Below are 20,244 nucleotides of genomic sequence, written 5' to 3'. Positions count from 1 at the left end.
GGACAAGCTATGCAGAAAGGATGAGATCCAATTGGCTTCTAGTAGTATGCGTATCTGGCCGGATTCTTTAGATACTTCCGCAACGATTACTCCCTATTTACCCAAGGAAAACAAATCACCGACCAGTGCGGTTCTTGTTTGTCCCGGTGGGGGATACTCCATGAAGGCACAACACGAGGGTGAACCGGTGGCCCTTTGGCTGAACTCCCTTGGGATCGCTGCCTTTGTACTGGATTACCGCGTCGCCCCCCATCGATATCCGGCAGGTTTGCTCGATGCCCGAAGGGCTATGCGTTATCTGCGGCATACTGCCGATACCTGGCACATTTCAAAGGATCGCATTGGTGTTTTAGGTTTTTCCGCCGGGGGCCACTTAGCTTCCTGTGTAGGTACTGTCACATCGCATCTGGAATCTCCTGTGGTCGATGCCATTGAGGAGGAAGACTATCTTCCCAATGCCATGATTCTATGTTACCCGGTGATCTCCTTTGTTGAGCATGGTCACCTCGGCTCAGCCATCAATCTACTTGGAGACAATCCCCCAGAAGCGGAAAGACTAAGCCTATCAACCCATCGTTTAGTAACAGAGAAGACGCCTCCCACCTTCCTTTGGCATACCGCCGATGATGCGGTGGTACCAGTGGAAAACAGTCTCATGTTTGCCGCCGCCCTAAGCAAACACCGGGTGCCCTTTGCACTTCATGTTTTTCCCCAGGGCCCGCACGGAATGTCCCTTGCTACTAATGATTCCCAAGTCAGTCTATGGACTGGGGCTTGCGCAACTTGGTTAAGGGAGCTCGGTTTCTAACTGGATAAGAGTCTTGTTCCATAGGAGGATGAAGTACTCTAAGGGTAACACTGCTTTGATATCCCAAAGCATGTTACCCTTTTATGTTCTTACCAAGGATGGGCCCTAAACCCTGTACAGACCCAGGTTGCGATCTTGACCTTGGTATGTATCTAGGATACAATGGAAGCACTTAAAGCAAAAAATGGAATAAGATAGGCTGGTAAACCGCTGCTAAAGAATCACGCGTCCTCTATGCCGATTGTATTAGGGCAACTGAGGATAAAAGCATGCTTGTGTTTAAGCGAGAAGAACTCACCTGGAAATCCATCTGAACGTAGAACCGAATATATGAATAACCGAGGTATCAATGAAAACACTCAGTGTCTTTGCAGGATGTGTACTAAGTACGTTCATGGAGGTGAGGGGACGAAGGGAACACCGTGGTCAAGAAGTTTAGAAAAGAGGTGAAATCACAGGCAAGTTGGGGTGTCTACCAAGAAAAGCCGGGGGATAGCTCCAAAATTCGCGGAAGGAATCCAAGATAACTAAGGTATACCACCGGATCTAGGCTTGAGGAATCCTCTTGTTCGCGAAACACTAGATGAAGCGGAACGATCTGTAGCTGGTGTGGGGAGGGATCTCTTGGATATTATGGCCTAGGATGTGGCAGGCTTAGGTAACGCTCCAGCGAAACAGGTAGTTCTGGGATGGTAAGTTAGCGTCTTCCCATGTTTGTGAAACAAGGAACTTAAGATAGGAACAGGGGGATGTACAATGCGAAGAGTACTACCGATGCTCCTTTTGCTAATTTGTTGTCTAACTGGCAGTGTCCGCGCTCAGACCATAGATTTCCCGACCCTATTGGATCGCATGACAGATCTAAAATGGTTAGCCTGTGCACCCGAACTTGGCGAGCTTTCCGGGCAATTGTCCAGTTATGATCGGGCGAGCCGAATTGTGCTCGGGACAAAGCTGAACTGGTTTGCCAATGATGACAGTGGCAACTTTCTCGGTACAAAGGTGATCGATGGACGCAAGGAGTATATTCTCGCAGATATTGCCGGTCCGGGTGCAGTGGTACGCATTTGGTCGGCAAATCCAAATGGGGTACTACGGATCTATGTTGACGGTGGGAAGGAACCGGTGATCGTTGGTGGTTTTGCGGATCTAACATCGGGGAGGGGTCCCTTTCCCTTCGTTGAACCACTAGCGGGGGTTCGTGCCTCGGGTCATAATCTATACTTTCCGATTCCCTTTAGTGAACATGTGCTCGTCACCTGTGAGGTGCCAGGCAAACTATACTACTTGGTTGACTATATTAAATATCCTCCGGATACGGAAGTGGTCTCACTGGAACGAGAGACAATCCAGGAACACCGGTCCAAGATTACCGAGATCGCCAAGCAGTTGCGAAACCCCTACTATGTGGTGGATGCCTCCAAGGACAAAGAAGAGGTTCACTGGCACATCGGACCCGGCGAGAGTCAGACCCTAGAATTGGTTGGTCCTGGAGCGATCACCGACATGGAGTGGCAAGTGACCGCAGAGGATCTGACCACAATGTTGCGCAAGACCCTCCTGGAGATCACTTGGGATGATTTCGACGCGCCGAGCATCTGGTCACCTCTAGGGGACTTCTTTTGCGGCAGTTTCGGCTTAAACCAGTATGAAGGTCTGCCCTTAGGAGTCTTGGCCGACGGGACCTTGTACAGTCACTGGTATATGCCCTATGCCAGTAAGGCTACAGTAACGATTACCAATGAGGGTCAAGCACCAATAGAGATCCAAGGAAAGGTTGGCTATGAGCCCATCGCCTGGAGTGATCAGCTCCTTTACTTTCATGCTAAGTGGAAACGAAGCTCCTTTAACACTGCTGTCCCAATAGACTGGGAGGTCTTAAACACCGGGGGTAGAGGACGCTTTGTGGGATTATCCCTATCGGTAACTAATCCGGTCTACCAGTGGTGGGGTGAAGGGGACGAAAAGGTCTACGTTGATCATGAGAAGTTTCCTAGTTGGTTCGGTACGGGTACAGAGGATTACTTTGGTTATGCATGGTGCAACGCCCAGCGGTTTACGCACGCCTATCACAATCAACCGAGGGTAGGAACCCCGGGCAATTATGGGTGGATCGTGAACAATCGATTCCATATCCTAGATAACATTCCCTTTCAAGAACACCTCAAGTGGGATCTGGAGGTCCTCCATCATGTCCGTACCCAGGTTCACTATGATGCGGTGGTCTACTGGTATGGATCAGCTAACGGGGACGTTTTTGATCCTGTTCCAGGGGCAAAACGGGAGATCTTTCCCCTACCAAAACTGGATATTTACATGGTGGAAGGAGCTGTAGAAGGAGAGGTCATGCAGGTGAAGGGAATGAGCAGAGGGGTTGCCACACCACAGGGTATGCATCCCTGGTCCCCTCCCCATAATTGGAGCAGTACCGAGCAAATGTGGTGGAGGGAAAACGGTGTTGGGGACTACCTTGAGCTTGCCTTTGACTGGGAAGGTACCGGAGATTACCTAGTCTATGGTGTGTTTACCAAGGCCAGAGACTATGGGCAAGTGAAGCTGTACTTGAACGGGCGCCAGCTCGGTGATGTATTTGATTTCTATGGTCCCGACGTTGTCCCTACACCGTCTCTAGCCTTAGGTACGGGGAGACTACAGCATGGTTCAAACATCCTGCGGATCGAGGTGGTAGGCAAGAACAGTCGATCCGTGGGGTACATGTTTGGGTTAGACTACCTCAAGTTTGAACCGGTGGATGAGTAACCAATAAAGCGGGCAGCGGCGTTGGGCCGCTGCCCGCTTTATTGGTTGCCGGTTTCCCTCTTTCCTTTGACAGTGCGAATCACATCAAGTATATTAGTGATCGAGATCGGGTTAGGGGGAGATTTCGGATTGTTTCAGCAGTCAGTTTTGGATAATGGCATTCGGGTAATCACAGAGGCAATACCTCATGTTTACTCGGTATCTATTGGATTTTGGTTTAAAGTGGGCTCTTGTTGTGAATCACCGGAATACAGTGGGGCCTCTCATTTTATTGAGCACATGTTATTTAAAGGAACCGATAAACGTACTACAAAGGAAATAGCGGAGATCATTGATTCTACCGGTGGCGAACTGAACGCGTTCACCGGCCGGGAATATACCTGCTATTATGCCCGGGTGTTTAAGAAGCATTTGCCCATTGCCGTGGATCTATTGGCGGATATGCTTTTAGATCCCAGCCTGACCGAAGACGATGTGCAGAAAGAACGGGGTGTGATCATCCAGGAGATCAAAATGTATGAGGATTCGCCCGAGGATCTTGCACATGAATTGCTGGTTAGCTACCTTCTTGGAGGCCATACACTAGGGCAAAGCATTCTAGGCACCGAGGCCTCCGTAGGGGCTCTAGACTCTCAGAGGTTACGTAGGTTTAAGCAGGAGCATTACGCTCCCACCAATCTGGTTGTGGGAGTGGCAGGTAATGTAGAACACGGAGAAGTGGTTGCACTTTTACAGGAATACTTTTCTGGGTGGTCCGCTAAGCATGCAGAAGTGGAAATGGCATCACCCCGCTATCAGTGTCGGATTGTGTACAAGGAGAAGGACATTGAACAACTGCATCTGTGTCTGGGAGTTCCCGGGTTTACCCGCTATTTGACACAGCGCTATCCAATGTATGTACTTGACTCAGTCCTAGGGGGCGGCAACAGCTCATGGTTATTTCAAAAGCTTCGAGAAGACCGGGGGCTAGCCTACTCAACCTATTCCTTCCATAGCAGCTACGCCCAGGCGGGATTATTCGGCGTTTATGCCGCTGTGGATAGCGATACCCTTGAAGAGACCGTTTCCGTCATCCGGGATGAGATTGCCACACTTATCAAGACGGGCATCTCCCCGGTGGAGCTTGAACGAGCCAAGGAACAACTCAAAGGTGGTCTTATGTTGGGCATGGAAAACACTGCCGCCCGCATGGGGCGCATCTCCAAGGCGGTCCTATTCGGTAAGCCTGTTTCGACTGCCATGCAGATGTGCCAGAAAATCGACAATGTGACCTTAGAGGATGTTTACCGGGTAAGCAATTCCCTATTTAGCAAACCGGTAAGCGTGGTGGCCGTTGGCAAGGATGCGGCGAAGATTACGAGGGTATTCGACCAAGCGGCGGTGATTGCCTGCTAGGGCCAACCACACGTAAGAAGCCTCCTGGAACGCAAAGAAACGATTAACCTTAACCAAAGTATATCCAGTAAAGCAGGACTTTGTTAGCCGATGGTTAATTAGTATAATGCAAGGATGCCGGAAAGCCTCCTGTTGTTTAGGAGGTTTTTTCGATATGCTCAAATTAATCATCACTCTACTTATACTCTTTTTGTCGACTTCAGTTAGTGCTTCCACGCTTAGCTTGGGATGGGACTATGTCCATCGTATCTACGAATCAGGTTCTATAGCGACTTCTCAACTCAAATTGGCAGGGTCTAATGTCTTGGATTGGGAGACCCGCTTCTTGTATGGCCCCCAAAACATACAACTTGATCAAGCCCGGGTTGGTTTTGCGCTGGCAGGGTGGGAGCACTACCTTTCCTGGGGATATGCGTTACCCCATTTCAAAGGCAGGATGTCCATTGTGGGAGGGAATGTTCAACAGAAGCAAGATTATGGCTATACGATTACCGGTAAGATTGGTCCCTGGAGTGCTACGGGGATTGTTGCCCGGGGGATATCCAAGGATGTGCAACGGGTACTTGCGGGACAACTCACCCTTACCACAGGTCCGTGGCAGTTTCTGGCCACCGGAAGCGTTAATCATCTAGGTTATCTTGGCAGGGATGAGCATATGTATGTCTTAGAGGGGAAATATGCTCAGGGTGCTTTGACCCTCGAAGGAGCAATGGGCGCAACTGCTGATTTCCAGCCTGCCCGAGCGGCAGCGGCGGGTATGGGCTATACGTCGGAGTCCTTAAGTCTGAGACTCAATTACCGGGACGTTGATGGTAACTTTGTGACCCCGGCCAAGTCCTCCTTTGCCCTAGGGCGTGGCCGGACGGGCTGGGATTGGCATGGTCGGGTTTCTTTGGGGTGGCTTGGAGTCATAGAACTAGAAGGCTCCGATTTGACCAGCGAAACGGGGAACCGGCAATGTAGCAAAGAGATTGGGTGGAGTGCTTCCCTTGGCATAAGCACTTTGCGGGTAGGCAGAGCCTGGAGCGATTCTTCCACCAGGTCACAGGAATCGATGTTCTATGGACTGAAAGGTAAAGAGTACGATATTACCCTCACCCAAAGGCCCGATGGGTGGCACGGGAAGCTGCAGTTTTCACCCGTGCCAAGATTAGAGGTCAAGGCTGCCTATGATACATCCCTGCAGGCAGTACGAATCCAAGGGGACTTGACGCCAAACTCCTTCCTAAAGTTACGTGGCTTAGTGCGACGAAGGGGGAGGGCTGAGGCGCTCAATCAATGCTTTATAAGCCTTACTCAGGAATTTGGTCATTTCAAAGTGGAACTGGATTGGGGAACCTGGGACAATGGCAGAATAGATGCTTACTGGCAACATCCAAGCTCCCTTGGGGTTAAGGTGGCATATCAACGGAGATGGTAGGGGGTTGTACCCTTGCTCTATAGTGAAATCGCGGGGAAGGAATTGATCGATATTGCCGAAGGCCGCAGGATGGGCGTGGTGCATCATGCGGATCTGGTAATTGATACCCAGACCTTGGAGGTCGTGGCCATTATTCTACCCCAACGGCGTAGGAAATTCTTCCTTTTCGGCAATGATGAGTATGTCATGATCCCCTGGGAAGGAATACTTAAAATAGGGTTGGACGTTATTATTGTAGATATGCGATGCAGTCGTCAGTATTTTGACCCACAGACACCGGAACTGTAAGATGCTGCATACAGTTCCCCTTGTTATGACAAACTACTATTGAAGTACGGTAACACATAACAAGGAGGAATAGCTTGTGTCGACGGTCATTGGTACATTTGATACGGAAAGACAGGCTGAAAAGGCGGTAAAACACATGCGCGACAATGGCTTTGGAGACAATGAAATCTCCATTGTTGCTCGGGATCGCCGGGACATTCAAGGTCGGGGTGATACTGACACCGAAGCAGGCGATGAGGAAATGGGCATGGGTAGTGTGGCTACTGGTACCGCTTGGGGTGGTGCCCTAGGCGGAATTGCAGGATTGCTGGCTGGTGCCGGTGCCCTTGCTATTCCCGGTGTTGGACCGATTATTGCCGCTGGTCCCTTGGCCGCTGCGTTATCCGGGGTTGTGGCCGGTGGTGTGGTTGGTGGTCTTGTGGACTTAGGAATTCCTCAGGACAGAAGCAATTTCTATCAAGAGGAAGTCAAGAAAGGCAAGATCCTCGCGGTCATTGACACCGATGATAAGATTGAAGACGCAGAGTCGGTTCTTAACGAGTTCGGTGCAAACAACGTCGAGACCTACTAATCACAAAGCCCTGCGTACTTTGCAGGGCTTACACCTCGAAAACTCAACTCCTTGGGTCATGGCAGGGATTCCTCATCCCTGTGTCAAAGTATAGGCATTGATAAAAGAACCAAGAGCGGATTATTTACATAGGGAGGTTTTGTGATGGTACCCCTTAATTATGTACCAAGGTCAGAATATCCGCGGCCGCAACTGGTGCGGGACAAATGGCTGAATCTCAATGGCTGGTGGGAGTTTGAGATTGATCACGGAAGAAGCGGAAAAGAGCGGCAGTTCTTTGACAGAGACGAACTATCCGGCAGGATTCTTGTTCCCTTTTGTCCTGAGAGTAAGCTCTCCGGTGTAGAGTATCGGGATTTTATGGCGGCTGTCTGGTATAGGCGAGAGTTTGACCTACCCGCAGGATGGGAAAGGGGAAATCGCATCTTACTACACTTTGAAGCGGTAGACTACAGTACCGAAGTATGGGTCAATGGAGTATCTGTGGGCATACACCGGGGTGGGTATACCCCTTTTACCTTTGACATTACAGAGCAATTATCCTCTACTACAAATGTGATTACGGTCTGCGCCCAGGACGATGGACGATCGGGGCTACAACCTAGGGGCAAGCAAAGTCATTCTTTCTATTCCCGAGGCTGTGATTATACTAGGGTCACAGGGATTTGGCAGACTGTATGGCTTGAGTGTGTTCCCGTAGGATACATCCAGTCGCTAAGATATATCCCCGATCCGGATAATGCCGTGATGCATGTGCAGGCCCAGTTGGCCGGAGAAGTCGAGAATTGTGCTATTGTCCTTCGCCCTTCATACAAGGGCAAACCTATGGGGGAGGTACGGGCGCAAATCTCCGGTAAGCATGCACAGGTGGCCTTGCCCCTAGCCGAGGTGCATCTGTGGGAGCCGGGATGCCCGCGTCTATATGATCTGGACGTCCTTTTGATTAACGAATCTGGCATCCTAGACCAAGTCCAAAGCTATTTTGGGATGAGGACCGTTACCCTAGGCGGGCAAGCAGTACTAATTAACGGTAAACCCGTCTTCCAACGATTAGTACTTGATCAGGGTTACTATCCCGAGGGAGTGTATACGGCTCCTAGTGATGATGATTTACGCAAAGACATTGAGCTTTCCCTGGGACTTGGTTTCAACGGAGCCAGGCTCCATCAGAAGGTGTTTGAACGACGGTTCTTGTACTGGGCGGATAAGCTTGGTTATCTAATTTGGGGAGAGTATCCTAGTTGGGGTCTGAATATTACCACTGCAGTGGGGTTAGAACGATTCCTGCCCGAATGGATGGAGGCTGTTAGACGGGACTTCAACCATCCGGCATTAATCATCTGGTGCCCTTTCAACGAGACCTGGGACAACAATGGAACTAGACAGAACAACGAGGTACTTAGGATTGTGTACGGAGTTACAAAGCAACTGGATCCCACCCGGCCGGTAATTGATACCAGTGGCAACTACCACGTTGTTACAGATATTTTCGATGTGCACGACTACGATCAGAATGTAGAGACTTTCACGGCCCGGTACCAGTCAATGGCCTCTGGTGGTGATGTGTTTGTCAGTTTTCCTGATAGGCAGAAATACGAAGGACAGCCTTACTTTGTTAGTGAATACGGTGGGATCTGGTGGAATGATGAAGATGAAGGCGGTTGGGGTTACGGACATCGACCGACCAGTAGAGAGGAATTCATGGCCCGTTACCGGGGATTAACCGAAGTGCTACTTAGTAATCCAAGGATAGCTGGTTTCTGCTATACGCAATTGTATGATGTGGAGCAGGAGGTTAATGGTTTATATACCTATGAGCGTCAACCGAAATTTAACCCATCCGCAATTCGCCAGATCAACGAAAAAAAGGCGGCCATTGAGGAATGAGTCCTCTGATCAGGTATGGACTTGTGCGATACGATGAAATTTTCTGTGGGCAAGGATGGGGCCACACAGTGGTGTCTTTGACTTTCTAGGTAATGTATGTATAATATATCTGTAATCGAGGTGTAAATGGGGTTAGGTCCACTCCAGACCATATTGTAGGGATAGAGGCGCGGCGTCTAAGAGTATCCTTGGGTAGACGGGATTTCGTTCGATGAGCCAAGGGGAAAGGAGTTCGCCGCCGAAGCGTTTGGCCCAAATCCGGGTTAGATGCTGGGCCTAGGGTTAAGAACCTTAGGACTGCCATTTTAGCAATGGAGCGCTATCTCGCCTAAACTGTGTAAATGCGGTTGGTGAGATATTGCCAACCGCTTTTTGTACCTCGTTTTTAGGGGGAGATCACTTTGTCAACGATTAGGGTTGCAGTAAGTGGTGCAGCAGGCAAGATGGGGCAAGAGGTTGTTCGAGCCTTACAGAAGGAAGCGGATCTGAAGCTAGTTGCCGCCTTTGATCCTAGTGCCAAGGGACAGGATGCCGGAGAAGTAGCAGGTATTGGGCACTTGGGTGTTACTATTGAACAAGATCCAGAGGATGGTGTAGAAAAGGCCCAGGTGTTGGTGGATTTCACAGAACCTGCGGTGGTAAAGAGGAATATCCATACCGCACTGCAAAAGGGAGTACGGCCAGTTGTAGGTACAACCGGCTTAAGTATGGAGGACATCTCTGATATCCGTCGCTGGGCTAAGAGTGCTGGCCTGGGCGTGATCATTGCTCCGAATTTCGCCTTAGGGGCCTTGCTTCTAATGCGGTTTGCAAAGATTGCCAGCCAGTATTTCCCCCATGGGGAGATCATTGAGCTGCACCATGATCAAAAGAAGGATGCTCCTTCGGGGACCGCGATCAAGACAGCACAAATGATGGCAGAGGCCCGGGGGCAGGTTGTTCAGCAGCAAGTCAGTGAAGAGAAGCTTGGCGGCGTACGGGGCGGTGTACTGGAGGGAATCAATATCCACAGTGTGCGTTTACCCGGCCTGATTGCTCATCAGGAAGTAATTTTCGGAGGCAGTGGACAGCTTCTAACCCTGAGGCATGACTCCACCAGTAGAGAGTCCTTTATGCCTGGCGTGATGCTGGCCATCCGCAAGGTACTGGAGGTAGATGAGTTAATTTATGGGTTGGAGCAGGTGCTTTTTGGGGATTAACAAGGGTAGATCCCTGGGCATATATTACTAGTAAGCACGGAGGGACCAGGCTGTGAAAGGGGAGGAGTGCATGGGTAATTGTTTAGATGGCATTCCCGTAGCCGTCCTAGGTGGAGACGCCAGGGAGTTTATCGTTGTCCGTTCGTTAGTGGAACGAGGGGCTGATGTCTTACTAGTAGGATATGAAAATGCTCAGTTTCCCCAGTGCCGACATGTTTCATTGAAAGAAGCCATATCCAATAGCCGTTTCATACTGGCTCCCATGGGTAACACAGATCAAACCGGACGGATCAAAGCAGTGCCTGATCGGTCGGTGATTATGCTGGACCGGGAGGTTTTCTCCTGTATACTCCCGGAGACTGTGCTCATGATTGGTTTTGCCCAACCCGTGGTCAGACAGGCTGCCCTGGAGTTTGGGATAGAAGTTGTTGAGTTGGCGGAGGATGACGAAGTAGCCATACTCAACTCCATTCCTACCGCAGAAGGTGCCATATTCCTGGCGATGGAGAAGCTACCGATTACAATTCACGGCTCAAGGGCGGTTGTACTAGGTTTTGGACGGTGTGCCCAGACACTAGCCCGTACGCTACAGGCCTTGAGAGCACAGACAACAGTGGTCGCCAGAAACAGCGGGCAACGGGCCAGGGCATACGAGATGGGACTTGCCAGCTTCGGGTTTGACCAGATCAACGGGGTTACCGCCAATGCTGATCTAATCTTCAATACTGTACCAGCCATGATACTAACCGATGATGTGCTTGCCGGGTTAAGACAGGATACGGTGATCATCGATCTAGCATCTAGTCCCGGTGGTACAGACTTTAAGGCGGCGGAGCGTCTTGGGATCCAAGCTGTGTTAGCGCTGGGGCTACCGGGCAAGGTAGCGCCGCAGACGGCGGGTGAGATCATGGCCAAGGGAGTCTTGAAGATTATTTCCCAGTATCTGAGCTAACCTGGATACTCCGTGCACCAGATATCCGGGGGTGTCTAGGAGATGGATTTTTCTGGTGTAAAAGTGGGATTTGCACTGACCGGTTCCTTTTGTACAATAGATTCTATTCAAGGTCAGATGCGTAGTCTCATCGAGATGAATGCCGAGGTTATTCCCATTGTGTCATCGTCGCTTTTGACTTTGGATACACGGTTTGGTACCGCTAAGGCCTTGATGGAGGTCCTTGAGCGCATAACAGGAAAATGCCCCATTGATAGTATTGTCAAGGCAGAACCAATTGGACCGCAGCAGTTGCTGGATGTACTGGTCGTGGCACCGTGTACAGGAAACACGCTAGCCAAGTTTGCCCATGGCATTACCGACACCTGTGTACTGATGGCTATGAAGTCTCAATTGCGCAATAGTAGGCCAGTGATTATCTCTATATCCACCAATGACGGATTGGGTAACAATGCGGCGAACTTAGGCAAGGTTTTGACCATGCGGAATGTGTACTTTGTGCCCTTCCGTCAGGATGATCCAATCAAGAAACCTCGTTCCTTGGTGGCAGAGGCGAGCCTGATTCCCGCGTCCCTCCATGCTGCCTTAAGGGGTGAGCAGCTACAGCCAATAATCGTGGCGTAATGAAGGAAAAAACACCGTAGATGTGAAAGTAACGATAAGGAGGAGTACGATGCAAAGAGTACGTACAGCAATTCTAGGAGCAACAGGGGCAGTAGGGCAGGAACTGATGGCGATCCTAGCAGAGCGGGACTTTCCCCTGCAGGAGCTAAAACTCCTTGCTTCTCCCCGGTCTGCCGGACGCAAGTTTGACTTCCAGGGAGAAGAACTAACGGTACAGGCAGTGAGCCCAGAGGCCTTTGAGGATGTAGATATTGCCTTTTTCTGTGCCGGTGGTAGTATTAGTAAGGAGTATGCAAAGGAGGCCATGGCCAGAGGAACTGTGATCATCGATAATACCAGTGCCTTTCGTTTAGATGAGGATGTTCCTTTGGTTGTTCCCGAGGTTAACGCCTCGGATATTACTCCAGGTACAAAACTGGTTGCAAACCCCAATTGCTCAACAACCATTATGGTGATGGCCTTAGCTCCTCTTCATCGTTTCTACGGCATTGAGCGAGTGGTAGTGTCCACCTATCAAGCGGTATCCGGGGTGGGGGCAAGCGGTATGGAGGATCTGGCTAATCAGGTAAGAGCCTGGGTGGCTGATGAGGAAATAGTATCCAAGAGTTTTCCCTTTGTGGCAGCTGATGAGCATTACCAAATGGCCTTTAACCTAGTGCCTCATATCGATATGTTCGATGAGATGGACTATACTAAAGAAGAATGGAAGATGGTACGGGAAACGCAGAAGATTCTCCATGATCCCAATATGAGGATTACGGCGACCACCGTGCGGGTGCCCGTGATGCGCAGCCATTCAGAATCAGTGAACATTGAATTTAAGCAAGAGGTAGATCTGCCGAAGGTGAAGGAATTACTATCTGTCTTTCCGGGAGTCATCGTCCAAGATGATCCACAGAATCTTCTGTACCCGATGCCCCTGGATGTTGCAGGTAAGGATGAGGTTTGCGTGGGACGAATTCGACAGGATAACTCCCATTCCCGGGCGATCAATCTCTGGGTGGTGGGGGACCAGATTCGCAAAGGTGCAGCGTTAAATGCAGTGCAGATTGGGGAGTATATGGTAAAGAACGACTTGATCTAGCTTTTCTGGGGAGAGAAGGACTATGGCCATTATTGTCCAGAAATTCGGGGGGACTTCCTTAGCGTCGGAGGCAATGCGTGAAAAGGCCATAGAGCATATTCAAAACGCCAAGGAAGCCGGTGACCAGGTGGTTGTTGTGGTATCCGCCATGGGCCGGAAGGGCTCTGCCTATGCCACAGATACCCTCATTGACTTGATGTCGCAGGTGAGCGATCGGCCGAACAAGAGGGCCTTGGACCTAGTCATGTCCTGTGGGGAGATCATTTCCTGTAGCCTACTGGTCCAATTGTTGGCTAGAAAAGGCATAGAAGCTATTCCTCTGACTGGGGCCCAAGCGGGGATTATCACTGATGCGGAATTTGGTAACGCACGGATCATTGAGGTTAGGCCTAAGCGAATATTGGAGGAGTTAGGCAAGAACCGCGTTGTGGTGGTGGCTGGATTCCAAGGATGTACGACTAACCAGGAGATTACCACATTAGGCAGAGGCGGCAGTGATACCACCGCTGCAGCCTTAGGTGTTGCCCTACAGGCCAAGGCAGTCTACATCTTCACCGATGTAGATGGTATCTTGACTGCTGATCCAAGGATTGTACCCGACGCCCAGCGGTTACCAAATACGACCTATCGAGAGGTTACAGAATTGGCCCAGTTGGGGGCGAAAGTGATCCATCCGCGCGCTGTGGAGATTGCCATGCAGGGTAGAGTTCCCCTAATTATTTGTGCAACGGGCAAGGACGGTTCCGGGACAGTGGTGGGCGACGGACCTTGGGATGGTCCGGTGGAGATTAAGGGCGATCGTTTAGTTAGCGCGGTGACCCAGATTACAGGACTTGCTTTGGTGTCGGTATTGCCCGATGCGGGGCATGGCATATCCATGGAACAGGCAAGACAACTGTTTACCAGCGTGGCCGGATTAGGTGTTAGTGTGGATCTGATCTTTCTGTCGCCAGGTTTGATTGGATTTTGTGTTGGGCAGGAAGAAGCCGGATTGGTGGAGAACAGATTAAGGGAATTAGTATTCAATGTTAGTGTTAAGAAAGGATACGCGAAGGTATCCTGTGTTGGAGCGGGGATGCGAGGCGTTCCGGGAGTCATGGCAAAAATTGTGGAGGCCTTATATGAAGCTGACGTCTGCGTTTACCATACCAGTGATTCTCATGCAAGCATTTCCTGTCTGGTGGAAGAGAAGGATTACAAGACAGCGGTTCGGGCCCTACATTGTAAGTTTGACCTGGGCAGCACTAATGTGCGAGGGAGTTGAGTAGTTTGCAAGGCTTTGGTCATTTATTGACTGCGATGGTCACTCCGTTTAAGGAAGGAGGAGGTGTTGACTGTAGTAAGGCGGCAGAACTTGCTTCCCGCCTGTTGGATTCTGGCTCGGATGGGATAGTGGTCGCCGGAACAACGGGTGAATCACCCACCTTAAGCTTCGATGACAAAGTGGAGCTATTTAAAGCGGTGGCGGAAGCCGTCGGGGGTAGGGGAGTAGTCCTGGCGGGAACTGGTTCTTATAGCACGCAGGATACCATTGCGCTTACAAAGGCGGCAGAGAAAGTAGGCGTAGATGGGATTATGTTGGTGGTTCCTTACTATAACAAACCGCCTCAGTCGGGACTATATAGTCACTTTAAGCAGATCGCAGAACAGACAGCATTGCCGATCATGTTGTATAATATTCCTAGTCGCACTTCTGTGAACTTGCTTCCCGAAACGGTAGCAAAACTGGCTCAGATTGACAATATTATAGCGATTAAAGAGGCCTCAGGGAATCTAGGACAAGTGGCGCGGTTATTCCAGATTACTCCCGATGACTTCTACATATATAGCGGTGATGATAGTCTCACGTTGCCGGTGATGAGTGTAGGAGGCATCGGGGTTGTGAGTGTGGCGGCCCATGTCGTCGGGCGAAGTATTCGAGAGATGATCGATAGCTTTCTCGGGGGCAAAGTCAAAGAAGCAGCGGAGATCAACCGCAAGCTCCTCCCCCTCTTCGATGCCCTTTTTGTGACAACAAATCCTATTCCGATCAAAACAGCCGTTAATCTGCTAGGCGGGGAGGTTGGGTCGGTACGTTCTCCCTTAGTGGAGCCCTCTGCCGAGGAGATAGGCATTATTAAGCAGGCTCTGAAAAAAGTAGGTTTGCTAGACCTTTAAGAAGCGGGGGGCCACCCCCGCTTCTTACATATGAAGGACTTAGTATGAGGTTGCCCCACCTAAGAAAACGCTACATCCAAGGCGTTGACCAGGGGGAAGAGGATATGATAGGATTAAAATGACAGTTTTTTCTACATAGGTTACTAATTGATCCATGGTTGACGTTAGACTCATTCGATGCCAATCGACGTTGAGGGCTTACGTTATTAACGATCATGTCATAGACATAAAGACTCTAAAGGCCTACTTCAAGGCAAGTTGCTGAAATGGTTCTTGTGCTGGTAATCCTGTTTTGCGCAGAGGTCTTACCTCAACACCATTATCTGAAAACTACGAAAAAAGTTAGGGAGGGTGAAAGAAGTGAGCCGTGCAAGCAAAATTGGCCTAACCGCAATCATTTTGGTTGTATTACTGGGTCTATGTTGGTGGCTATGGCCGGCATCTAACGATGCGGATGTTACGGATGGTGAAGACAATGAACAAGCTCAAGACACACAATCCGCCCAGTTTGAACGAGAGGATTCATTGGCGTTGACAACGGCCTTTGTGGGAATAAGTAAGAACGATGTTGTTGGGCTTACATCATTTACGGATGAATACGGGATCGAATTGGAGGAGTTACAAGGATATGACTTGCTTGAGAGCAAGCTAATCACCCACATTGCAGCAGGGCAGGAGTTTCTCCCAAATGTACTCTTCATGTCGGAGGAATCAGCCATCGAACTGGTCAAGACTAATGCCTTTGTGGAACTAGGTCCTCTCTTGGAGAAAGCGGAGGTTGATCCTGCCATATTACCTGCAGGCAATAGGCTGTATCCAGCGTTTTTTGAAGGGAAACAGATATTTCTGGAAGTGTCCCTATCATCCACATTAAGAACTGCCAGAGCCTTGGTTGGCTTGCTCAATCGAGGGAACATAGATGAAGCTTTCCAATTAGCCTACTATCTTGCTTCGCACCGGGAAAAACCTAAGCCCCTAGCTTTAGGTTTAACCTGGCCAATTGAATTTGAGCATCCTGTACGCTCATTTTATGTAAAGCGCATTCCAGAAATCATCTACTATAATTACTTACACCCTGATCTGCAGGAGCATTGGACCATGGAGGAATTCCAGTGTTACTATGAAGAACTTATGGAAGTTCATTACCGATACGTTGCAACGGCCTTTCCGGTGGAACAGGAAAGGGTAGAGGTTTGTACTAGTCGAATTACGGGCAAGGAGTATCAGGATGTTGTACGGGTACACGTCCTTTTGCACCAGAGCGCTGGTCGGGGAGAGGATCAATACATCTCTAACGAGGCAACAGAGGTGATGTACTTTATAATGGTTGATGACGGATGGAGATTGATATTGTAGTCAGTCTTATACTACTGTGTCGGCATAGCGCTTCTACACATCGGCTAAGCCGCAGTAGATATATGCTCAAATTGCAAGGGCAACTGCATTAACAGATTGGTATATGCAAATTCTTGTTATCTGCGATGCAGCCTGGATTCCCGGAAAGGATAACGATGAAAGTTGGTAAAACGGTTACTATTCAGACGTAGTGGAAATGGGCGCAAAAGGAACTTCCCTTGCCGGTAATGTGGGGCCGAATGTTTGTCTATTTTGGGGGTCGACATGTCCATATATCGCAAATAAGACTTCCAAAAAACCAGTCTAAAATGCAGATCTCCTGGATCCAATGTCGAATATATACTCTGTAGATTACTTCACAAGAGAGACTCGGCATGAACCGGTGGACAAGACCTGAAATTACAGAGGAAAAAGTACAACAGATAAGGGACATTGTTGCCGAAAATCCTGATTGGCACAGGACTAGAATATCTAAGCACCTTTGCGCATTATGGGGCCGGTTAAGACCAAGGCTAAGGTTTCCGGGAGTGCCGAAGGGGCACAGATTTATGCTCGGATCGATAGTCTCATGACCACCTTGAAGAAGCAAAACCTCAATGGGTATGACGGCCTGCGAGCGGTCTACGGCGGCCAGGTCCCAATCTCCCCCGGATAGCTTAGTCACGAACCCTAATAACAAGCCTGTAGTTCAATCTCTACCTGTCGGGGCCGAGGTCTGACTAGGCGTACCTGCACGGGCTAATTCCCATGTTTCGCACCCTGTGCTCATAGGACAGACAGTTTTCGAGAAAGCCGCCTTATAGCACCTCGTTTGCCAAATTGTTTATTGTTATGCTTGGGCAGCTTGCAGGCCGGGGAGCAAACACTTGATCACAATAAAGGGAATCATTCTGAGAATTGCGTAAACTATTAGAAAGAAGGTGGTGAGTTATAAGGCTTGACTCTATCCACCTCTGAATAGTAACCCCCATCGGAAGTTGCGGGTAATTCAACGTAGGGAATGGACATACTAAATGCCTTCGTATATCCTATAATTAGAAAGTGTGATTTTCCGAAAGGAGGATGTCTTGATGTTAGTAGAGCTTCGTTCGCGTTCCCAAATTACCATACCAGCAGAGGTTGTCAGAAAGCTAGGGGCGGTTGAAGGGGATAAGTTGGAAGTAGTCGAGAAAGACGGGGGGATTTTCCTTTGTCCAGTGGTGGTATGTCCTAAAGCAAAAATGGAGCAGATCGCCAAGCTAGTTAGAAAGGCGGATACTGAGACTCATAAGTTAAAGGCTTATGATGACGTGGACCAAATGTTTATGGATATGGGGAACAACCCTGATGAACTATAAGTTAAAGCCCACCAAGTCATTTGAGAAAGACCTTAAGAGACTAACTAGGGCCGAGCAGAAAATGGTGGCTAGAAAACTTAAGTTGTTGCTGGAAAACCCCTTTCATCGTCCGTTACGCACGAAGAAAGTTAGAGGGTTTGATGGTCTATTGGAGTGCAGTGTGAACATGGACATTAGAATTTTGTGGAGGCATGAAGGTGAAAACATAATTCTCATACTGGCTGTACAATAAGAAATAGTAAAATAAAAAGAACCATAACAGTAATTCAGTTATGCCATTCCGGAAACGCAAGGAAATGACGGCCATAAGAACCGTAGTCAAAAGGCTAGAAAGCCCAGGCTATGAACCACCTATGTAACCGGGCCGTTACCACAAGAGGGCAATCAATCAAATTATGACGAACGGTTGCGGCAATAAAGCATGGGCTAGATTGCTATTGCCCTTTATAGGGTCTTAGGGCTGCAGTTTTCATGGAAATGTGGTGGGTTTTACCTCTGGAAATAATTAACCAGGGGGTTTCCCTTGTCAGCTCCGCGATGATCGAGTATAATTGCATTAAGATCCTCGGACGGCTAGCTTTCTTTATTTGGACAGCTAATCGGTCAAGAACGCCCGCCTGTTCTTGACTAACAGTAATATATCTATGTACAAATTAGGTGCGATGCGTCCAGAAAATGGATTTGCAGATTTTTGTGGAGGTGTGCTTATATGGCGAGGGGAGAACGTGCGCTCTCGATTATACCCCTCGGCGGAGTTGGCGAGATTGGGAAGAATATGTTCGTTTACGAATATGATGAGGATCTGATCTTGGTAGACGCCGGGGTAATGTTTCCCGATGATGATATGTTGGGTATTGATTTGGTTATTCCAGATATTTCCTATCTAAGAGAGAACAAAGATAGGTTACGGGGCATTTTTCTGACTCATGGTCACGAAGACCATATTGGAGCAGTCCCCTATGTATTAAGGGAGATTCCAAATGTACCGGTTTATGGTACAAGGTTGACCCTAGGCCTGCTGGAAGGCAAATTAGTGGAATTTGGTCTAGCCGACGGAACAAAAACCGTCTGTGTTAAGGCTGGCGATCAGGTACGTGCGGGTAACCGCTTCACGGTGGAGTTCATCCATGTTAATCACAGCATTCCCGATGTGGTTGCTTTGGCAATCACCACACCGGAGGGTGTGGTGATCCATTGTAGTGACTTCAAGTTTGACCAGACTCCAATTGATGGTAAGGTAACTGATTTCCACCGATTGGCGGATCTAGGGGATCGGGGTGTGCTTGCGGTCCTATCCGACAGCACTAACGCAGAACGGCCTGGCTATACTTTATCAGAACGGGTACTTACGGAGACTTTTAACGATATCTTCCGCCGGGCAAAGGGACGGGTTTTAGTAGCTACTTTTGCTTCTAATATCCATAGGATTCAACAGGTGATCGATTCCTCGATTAAACATGACCGCAAGATTGGGTTGATCGGTCGCTCCATGGTGAATGTGGTCACTATTGCTAAAAGACTGGGTTACCTTAATCTTCCGGGGGAAGTCCTAATCGATATTGATGAGGTGGATGATTATCCGCCCCAGCAATTAACGATTATTACTACGGGCAGCCAGGGTGAGCCCATGTCGGCTTTGACGCGTATGGCTATGAATAACCATCGTCAGCTTGAGATCTATCCAGGGGATACGGTTGTGGTCTCGGCAAACCCCATACCTGGTAATGAAAAAATGATTGGTAGGACTATCGACCACCTATTTAGACAGGGTGCTGAAGTGATTTACCACTCGGTATCCGGGGTACATGTATCGGGTCACGCCAGTCAAGAAGAACTGAAGTTATTGCTTAATCTATGTCGACCGAAGTACTTTTTCCCGATTCACGGTGAGCATCGCATGTTGTTTAGGCATGCGAGACTAGGCATGGATGTAGGTATTCCTGCGGACAATATTGTGATTATGGATAAGGGAGAGGTCTGGCAGATAGAGTACGGAACACTGCAGAAGGCAGGACAGGTGAAGTGTGATCCCGTGTACGTTGATGGTCTCGGTGTGGGTGATGTGGGCAATATTGTCCTCCGGGATCGGCAACAGCTATCCCAAGACGGTATTTTAGTGATCGTTGTTACTATTAACCGGCAGACTGGAACGGTGGTTGCCGGACCTGATGTGGTCACCCGGGGCTTTGTTTACGTACGGGAGTCGGAAAAACTGCTAGATGAAGTACGACAACGAGCCAGCGATGTGATGGATCACTGCACCCAAAATGGCATTCTCGAGTGGGGTCCGATAAAAGAGGAAATGCGGTCGGATCTATCTCAATTCCTCTATGGTCGCATCAAACGGAAACCGATGATTCTCCCGATTATCATGGAAGTCTAGCTACATGATTACTCTTGCCTTGG

At 49.2% G+C, this 20,244-nt stretch carries 18 protein-coding genes and 1 riboswitch; all 18 genes read left to right on the top strand.

Going from position 1 to position 20,244, the window contains the following annotated elements; genetic code table 11:
- Window positions 1-31 precede the first annotated feature (31 nt).
- The 18 genes from M0Q40_06830 to M0Q40_06745 all read left to right on the top strand — a co-directional run bounded on the left by M0Q40_06830 (window position 32) and on the right by M0Q40_06745 (window position 20,221).
- Window positions 32-808: an alpha/beta hydrolase gene (locus M0Q40_06830; GenBank protein MCK9222324.1), complete on the top strand. Its 777-nt coding sequence runs from the start codon at window positions 32-34 to the stop codon at window positions 806-808.
- A gap of 756 nt (window positions 809-1,564) precedes the next feature.
- Window positions 1,565-3,568 (top strand): DUF2961 domain-containing protein, encoded by a 2,004-nt coding sequence (locus M0Q40_06825; GenBank protein ID MCK9222323.1) that lies wholly within the window; start codon window positions 1,565-1,567, stop codon window positions 3,566-3,568.
- A 129-nt stretch (window positions 3,569-3,697) separates the two neighbouring features.
- Entirely contained in the window at window positions 3,698-4,963 is a 1,266-nt protein-coding gene (locus M0Q40_06820) for an insulinase family protein (GenBank protein MCK9222322.1), read from the top strand.
- Between the two features lie 154 nt (window positions 4,964-5,117).
- Complete coding sequence (locus M0Q40_06815; GenBank protein MCK9222321.1) at window positions 5,118-6,383, top strand: hypothetical protein; 1,266 nt, start codon at window positions 5,118-5,120, stop codon at window positions 6,381-6,383.
- A 12-nt stretch (window positions 6,384-6,395) separates the two neighbouring features.
- Window positions 6,396-6,671: a YlmC/YmxH family sporulation protein gene (locus M0Q40_06810; GenBank protein ID MCK9222320.1), complete on the top strand. Its 276-nt coding sequence runs from the start codon at window positions 6,396-6,398 to the stop codon at window positions 6,669-6,671.
- 76 nt (window positions 6,672-6,747) lie between these two features.
- Window positions 6,748-7,242, top strand: coding sequence for a general stress protein (locus tag M0Q40_06805; protein MCK9222319.1), 495 nt, complete (start codon window positions 6,748-6,750; stop codon window positions 7,240-7,242).
- Window positions 7,243-7,386: 144 nt separating this feature from the next.
- Window positions 7,387-9,129, top strand: a complete 1,743-nt coding sequence (locus M0Q40_06800) for a beta galactosidase jelly roll domain-containing protein (GenBank protein MCK9222318.1) — start codon at window positions 7,387-7,389, stop codon at window positions 9,127-9,129.
- A 154-nt stretch (window positions 9,130-9,283) separates the two neighbouring features.
- A riboswitch (Lysine riboswitch) is annotated at window positions 9,284-9,459 on the top strand.
- A gap of 113 nt (window positions 9,460-9,572) precedes the next feature.
- Complete coding sequence (gene dapB / locus M0Q40_06795; protein ID MCK9222317.1) at window positions 9,573-10,328, top strand: 4-hydroxy-tetrahydrodipicolinate reductase; 756 nt, start codon at window positions 9,573-9,575, stop codon at window positions 10,326-10,328.
- Between the two features lie 70 nt (window positions 10,329-10,398).
- Complete coding sequence (dpsA, locus tag M0Q40_06790) at window positions 10,399-11,280, top strand: dipicolinate synthase subunit DpsA (GenBank protein MCK9222316.1); 882 nt, start codon at window positions 10,399-10,401, stop codon at window positions 11,278-11,280.
- Window positions 11,281-11,322: 42 nt separating this feature from the next.
- Entirely contained in the window at window positions 11,323-11,904 is a 582-nt protein-coding gene (locus M0Q40_06785; protein MCK9222315.1) for a dipicolinate synthase subunit B, read from the top strand.
- 49 nt (window positions 11,905-11,953) lie between these two features.
- On the top strand, window positions 11,954-12,988 hold the full coding sequence (locus M0Q40_06780; GenBank protein MCK9222314.1) for an aspartate-semialdehyde dehydrogenase: 1,035 nt from the start codon (window positions 11,954-11,956) through the stop codon (window positions 12,986-12,988).
- Window positions 12,989-13,010: 22 nt separating this feature from the next.
- Window positions 13,011-14,252, top strand: a complete 1,242-nt coding sequence (gene dapG / locus M0Q40_06775) for an aspartate kinase (GenBank protein ID MCK9222313.1) — start codon at window positions 13,011-13,013, stop codon at window positions 14,250-14,252.
- Window positions 14,253-14,257: 5 nt separating this feature from the next.
- Window positions 14,258-15,145, top strand: coding sequence for a 4-hydroxy-tetrahydrodipicolinate synthase (dapA, locus tag M0Q40_06770; protein ID MCK9222312.1), 888 nt, complete (start codon window positions 14,258-14,260; stop codon window positions 15,143-15,145).
- Window positions 15,146-15,505: 360 nt separating this feature from the next.
- The gene (locus M0Q40_06765) at window positions 15,506-16,501 is read left to right on the top strand and encodes a hypothetical protein (protein MCK9222311.1); all 996 of its coding nucleotides are present in this window, start codon (window positions 15,506-15,508) and stop codon (window positions 16,499-16,501) included.
- A gap of 481 nt (window positions 16,502-16,982) precedes the next feature.
- Window positions 16,983-17,156, top strand: a complete 174-nt coding sequence (locus tag M0Q40_06760) for a hypothetical protein (protein MCK9222310.1) — start codon at window positions 16,983-16,985, stop codon at window positions 17,154-17,156.
- A 415-nt stretch (window positions 17,157-17,571) separates the two neighbouring features.
- A complete protein-coding gene (locus M0Q40_06755) occupies window positions 17,572-17,838 on the top strand; it encodes an AbrB/MazE/SpoVT family DNA-binding domain-containing protein (protein MCK9222309.1) in 267 nt (88 codons plus the stop codon).
- On the top strand, window positions 17,828-18,070 hold the full coding sequence (locus tag M0Q40_06750; GenBank protein ID MCK9222308.1) for a type II toxin-antitoxin system RelE/ParE family toxin: 243 nt from the start codon (window positions 17,828-17,830) through the stop codon (window positions 18,068-18,070). Before M0Q40_06755 ends, M0Q40_06750 begins: the two co-directional genes overlap by 11 nt.
- A 477-nt stretch (window positions 18,071-18,547) precedes the next feature.
- The gene (locus M0Q40_06745; protein MCK9222307.1) at window positions 18,548-20,221 is read left to right on the top strand and encodes a ribonuclease J; all 1,674 of its coding nucleotides are present in this window, start codon (window positions 18,548-18,550) and stop codon (window positions 20,219-20,221) included.
- Window positions 20,222-20,244: the final 23 nt, after the last annotated feature.

Source organism: Limnochordia bacterium (assembly GCA_023230925.1).
Lineage (GTDB): Bacteria > Bacillota > Limnochordia > DUMW01 > DUMW01 > JALNWK01.
Note: the sequence above shows the minus strand (reverse complement) of the source record. Positions and strands in the feature narration are given on the sequence as shown.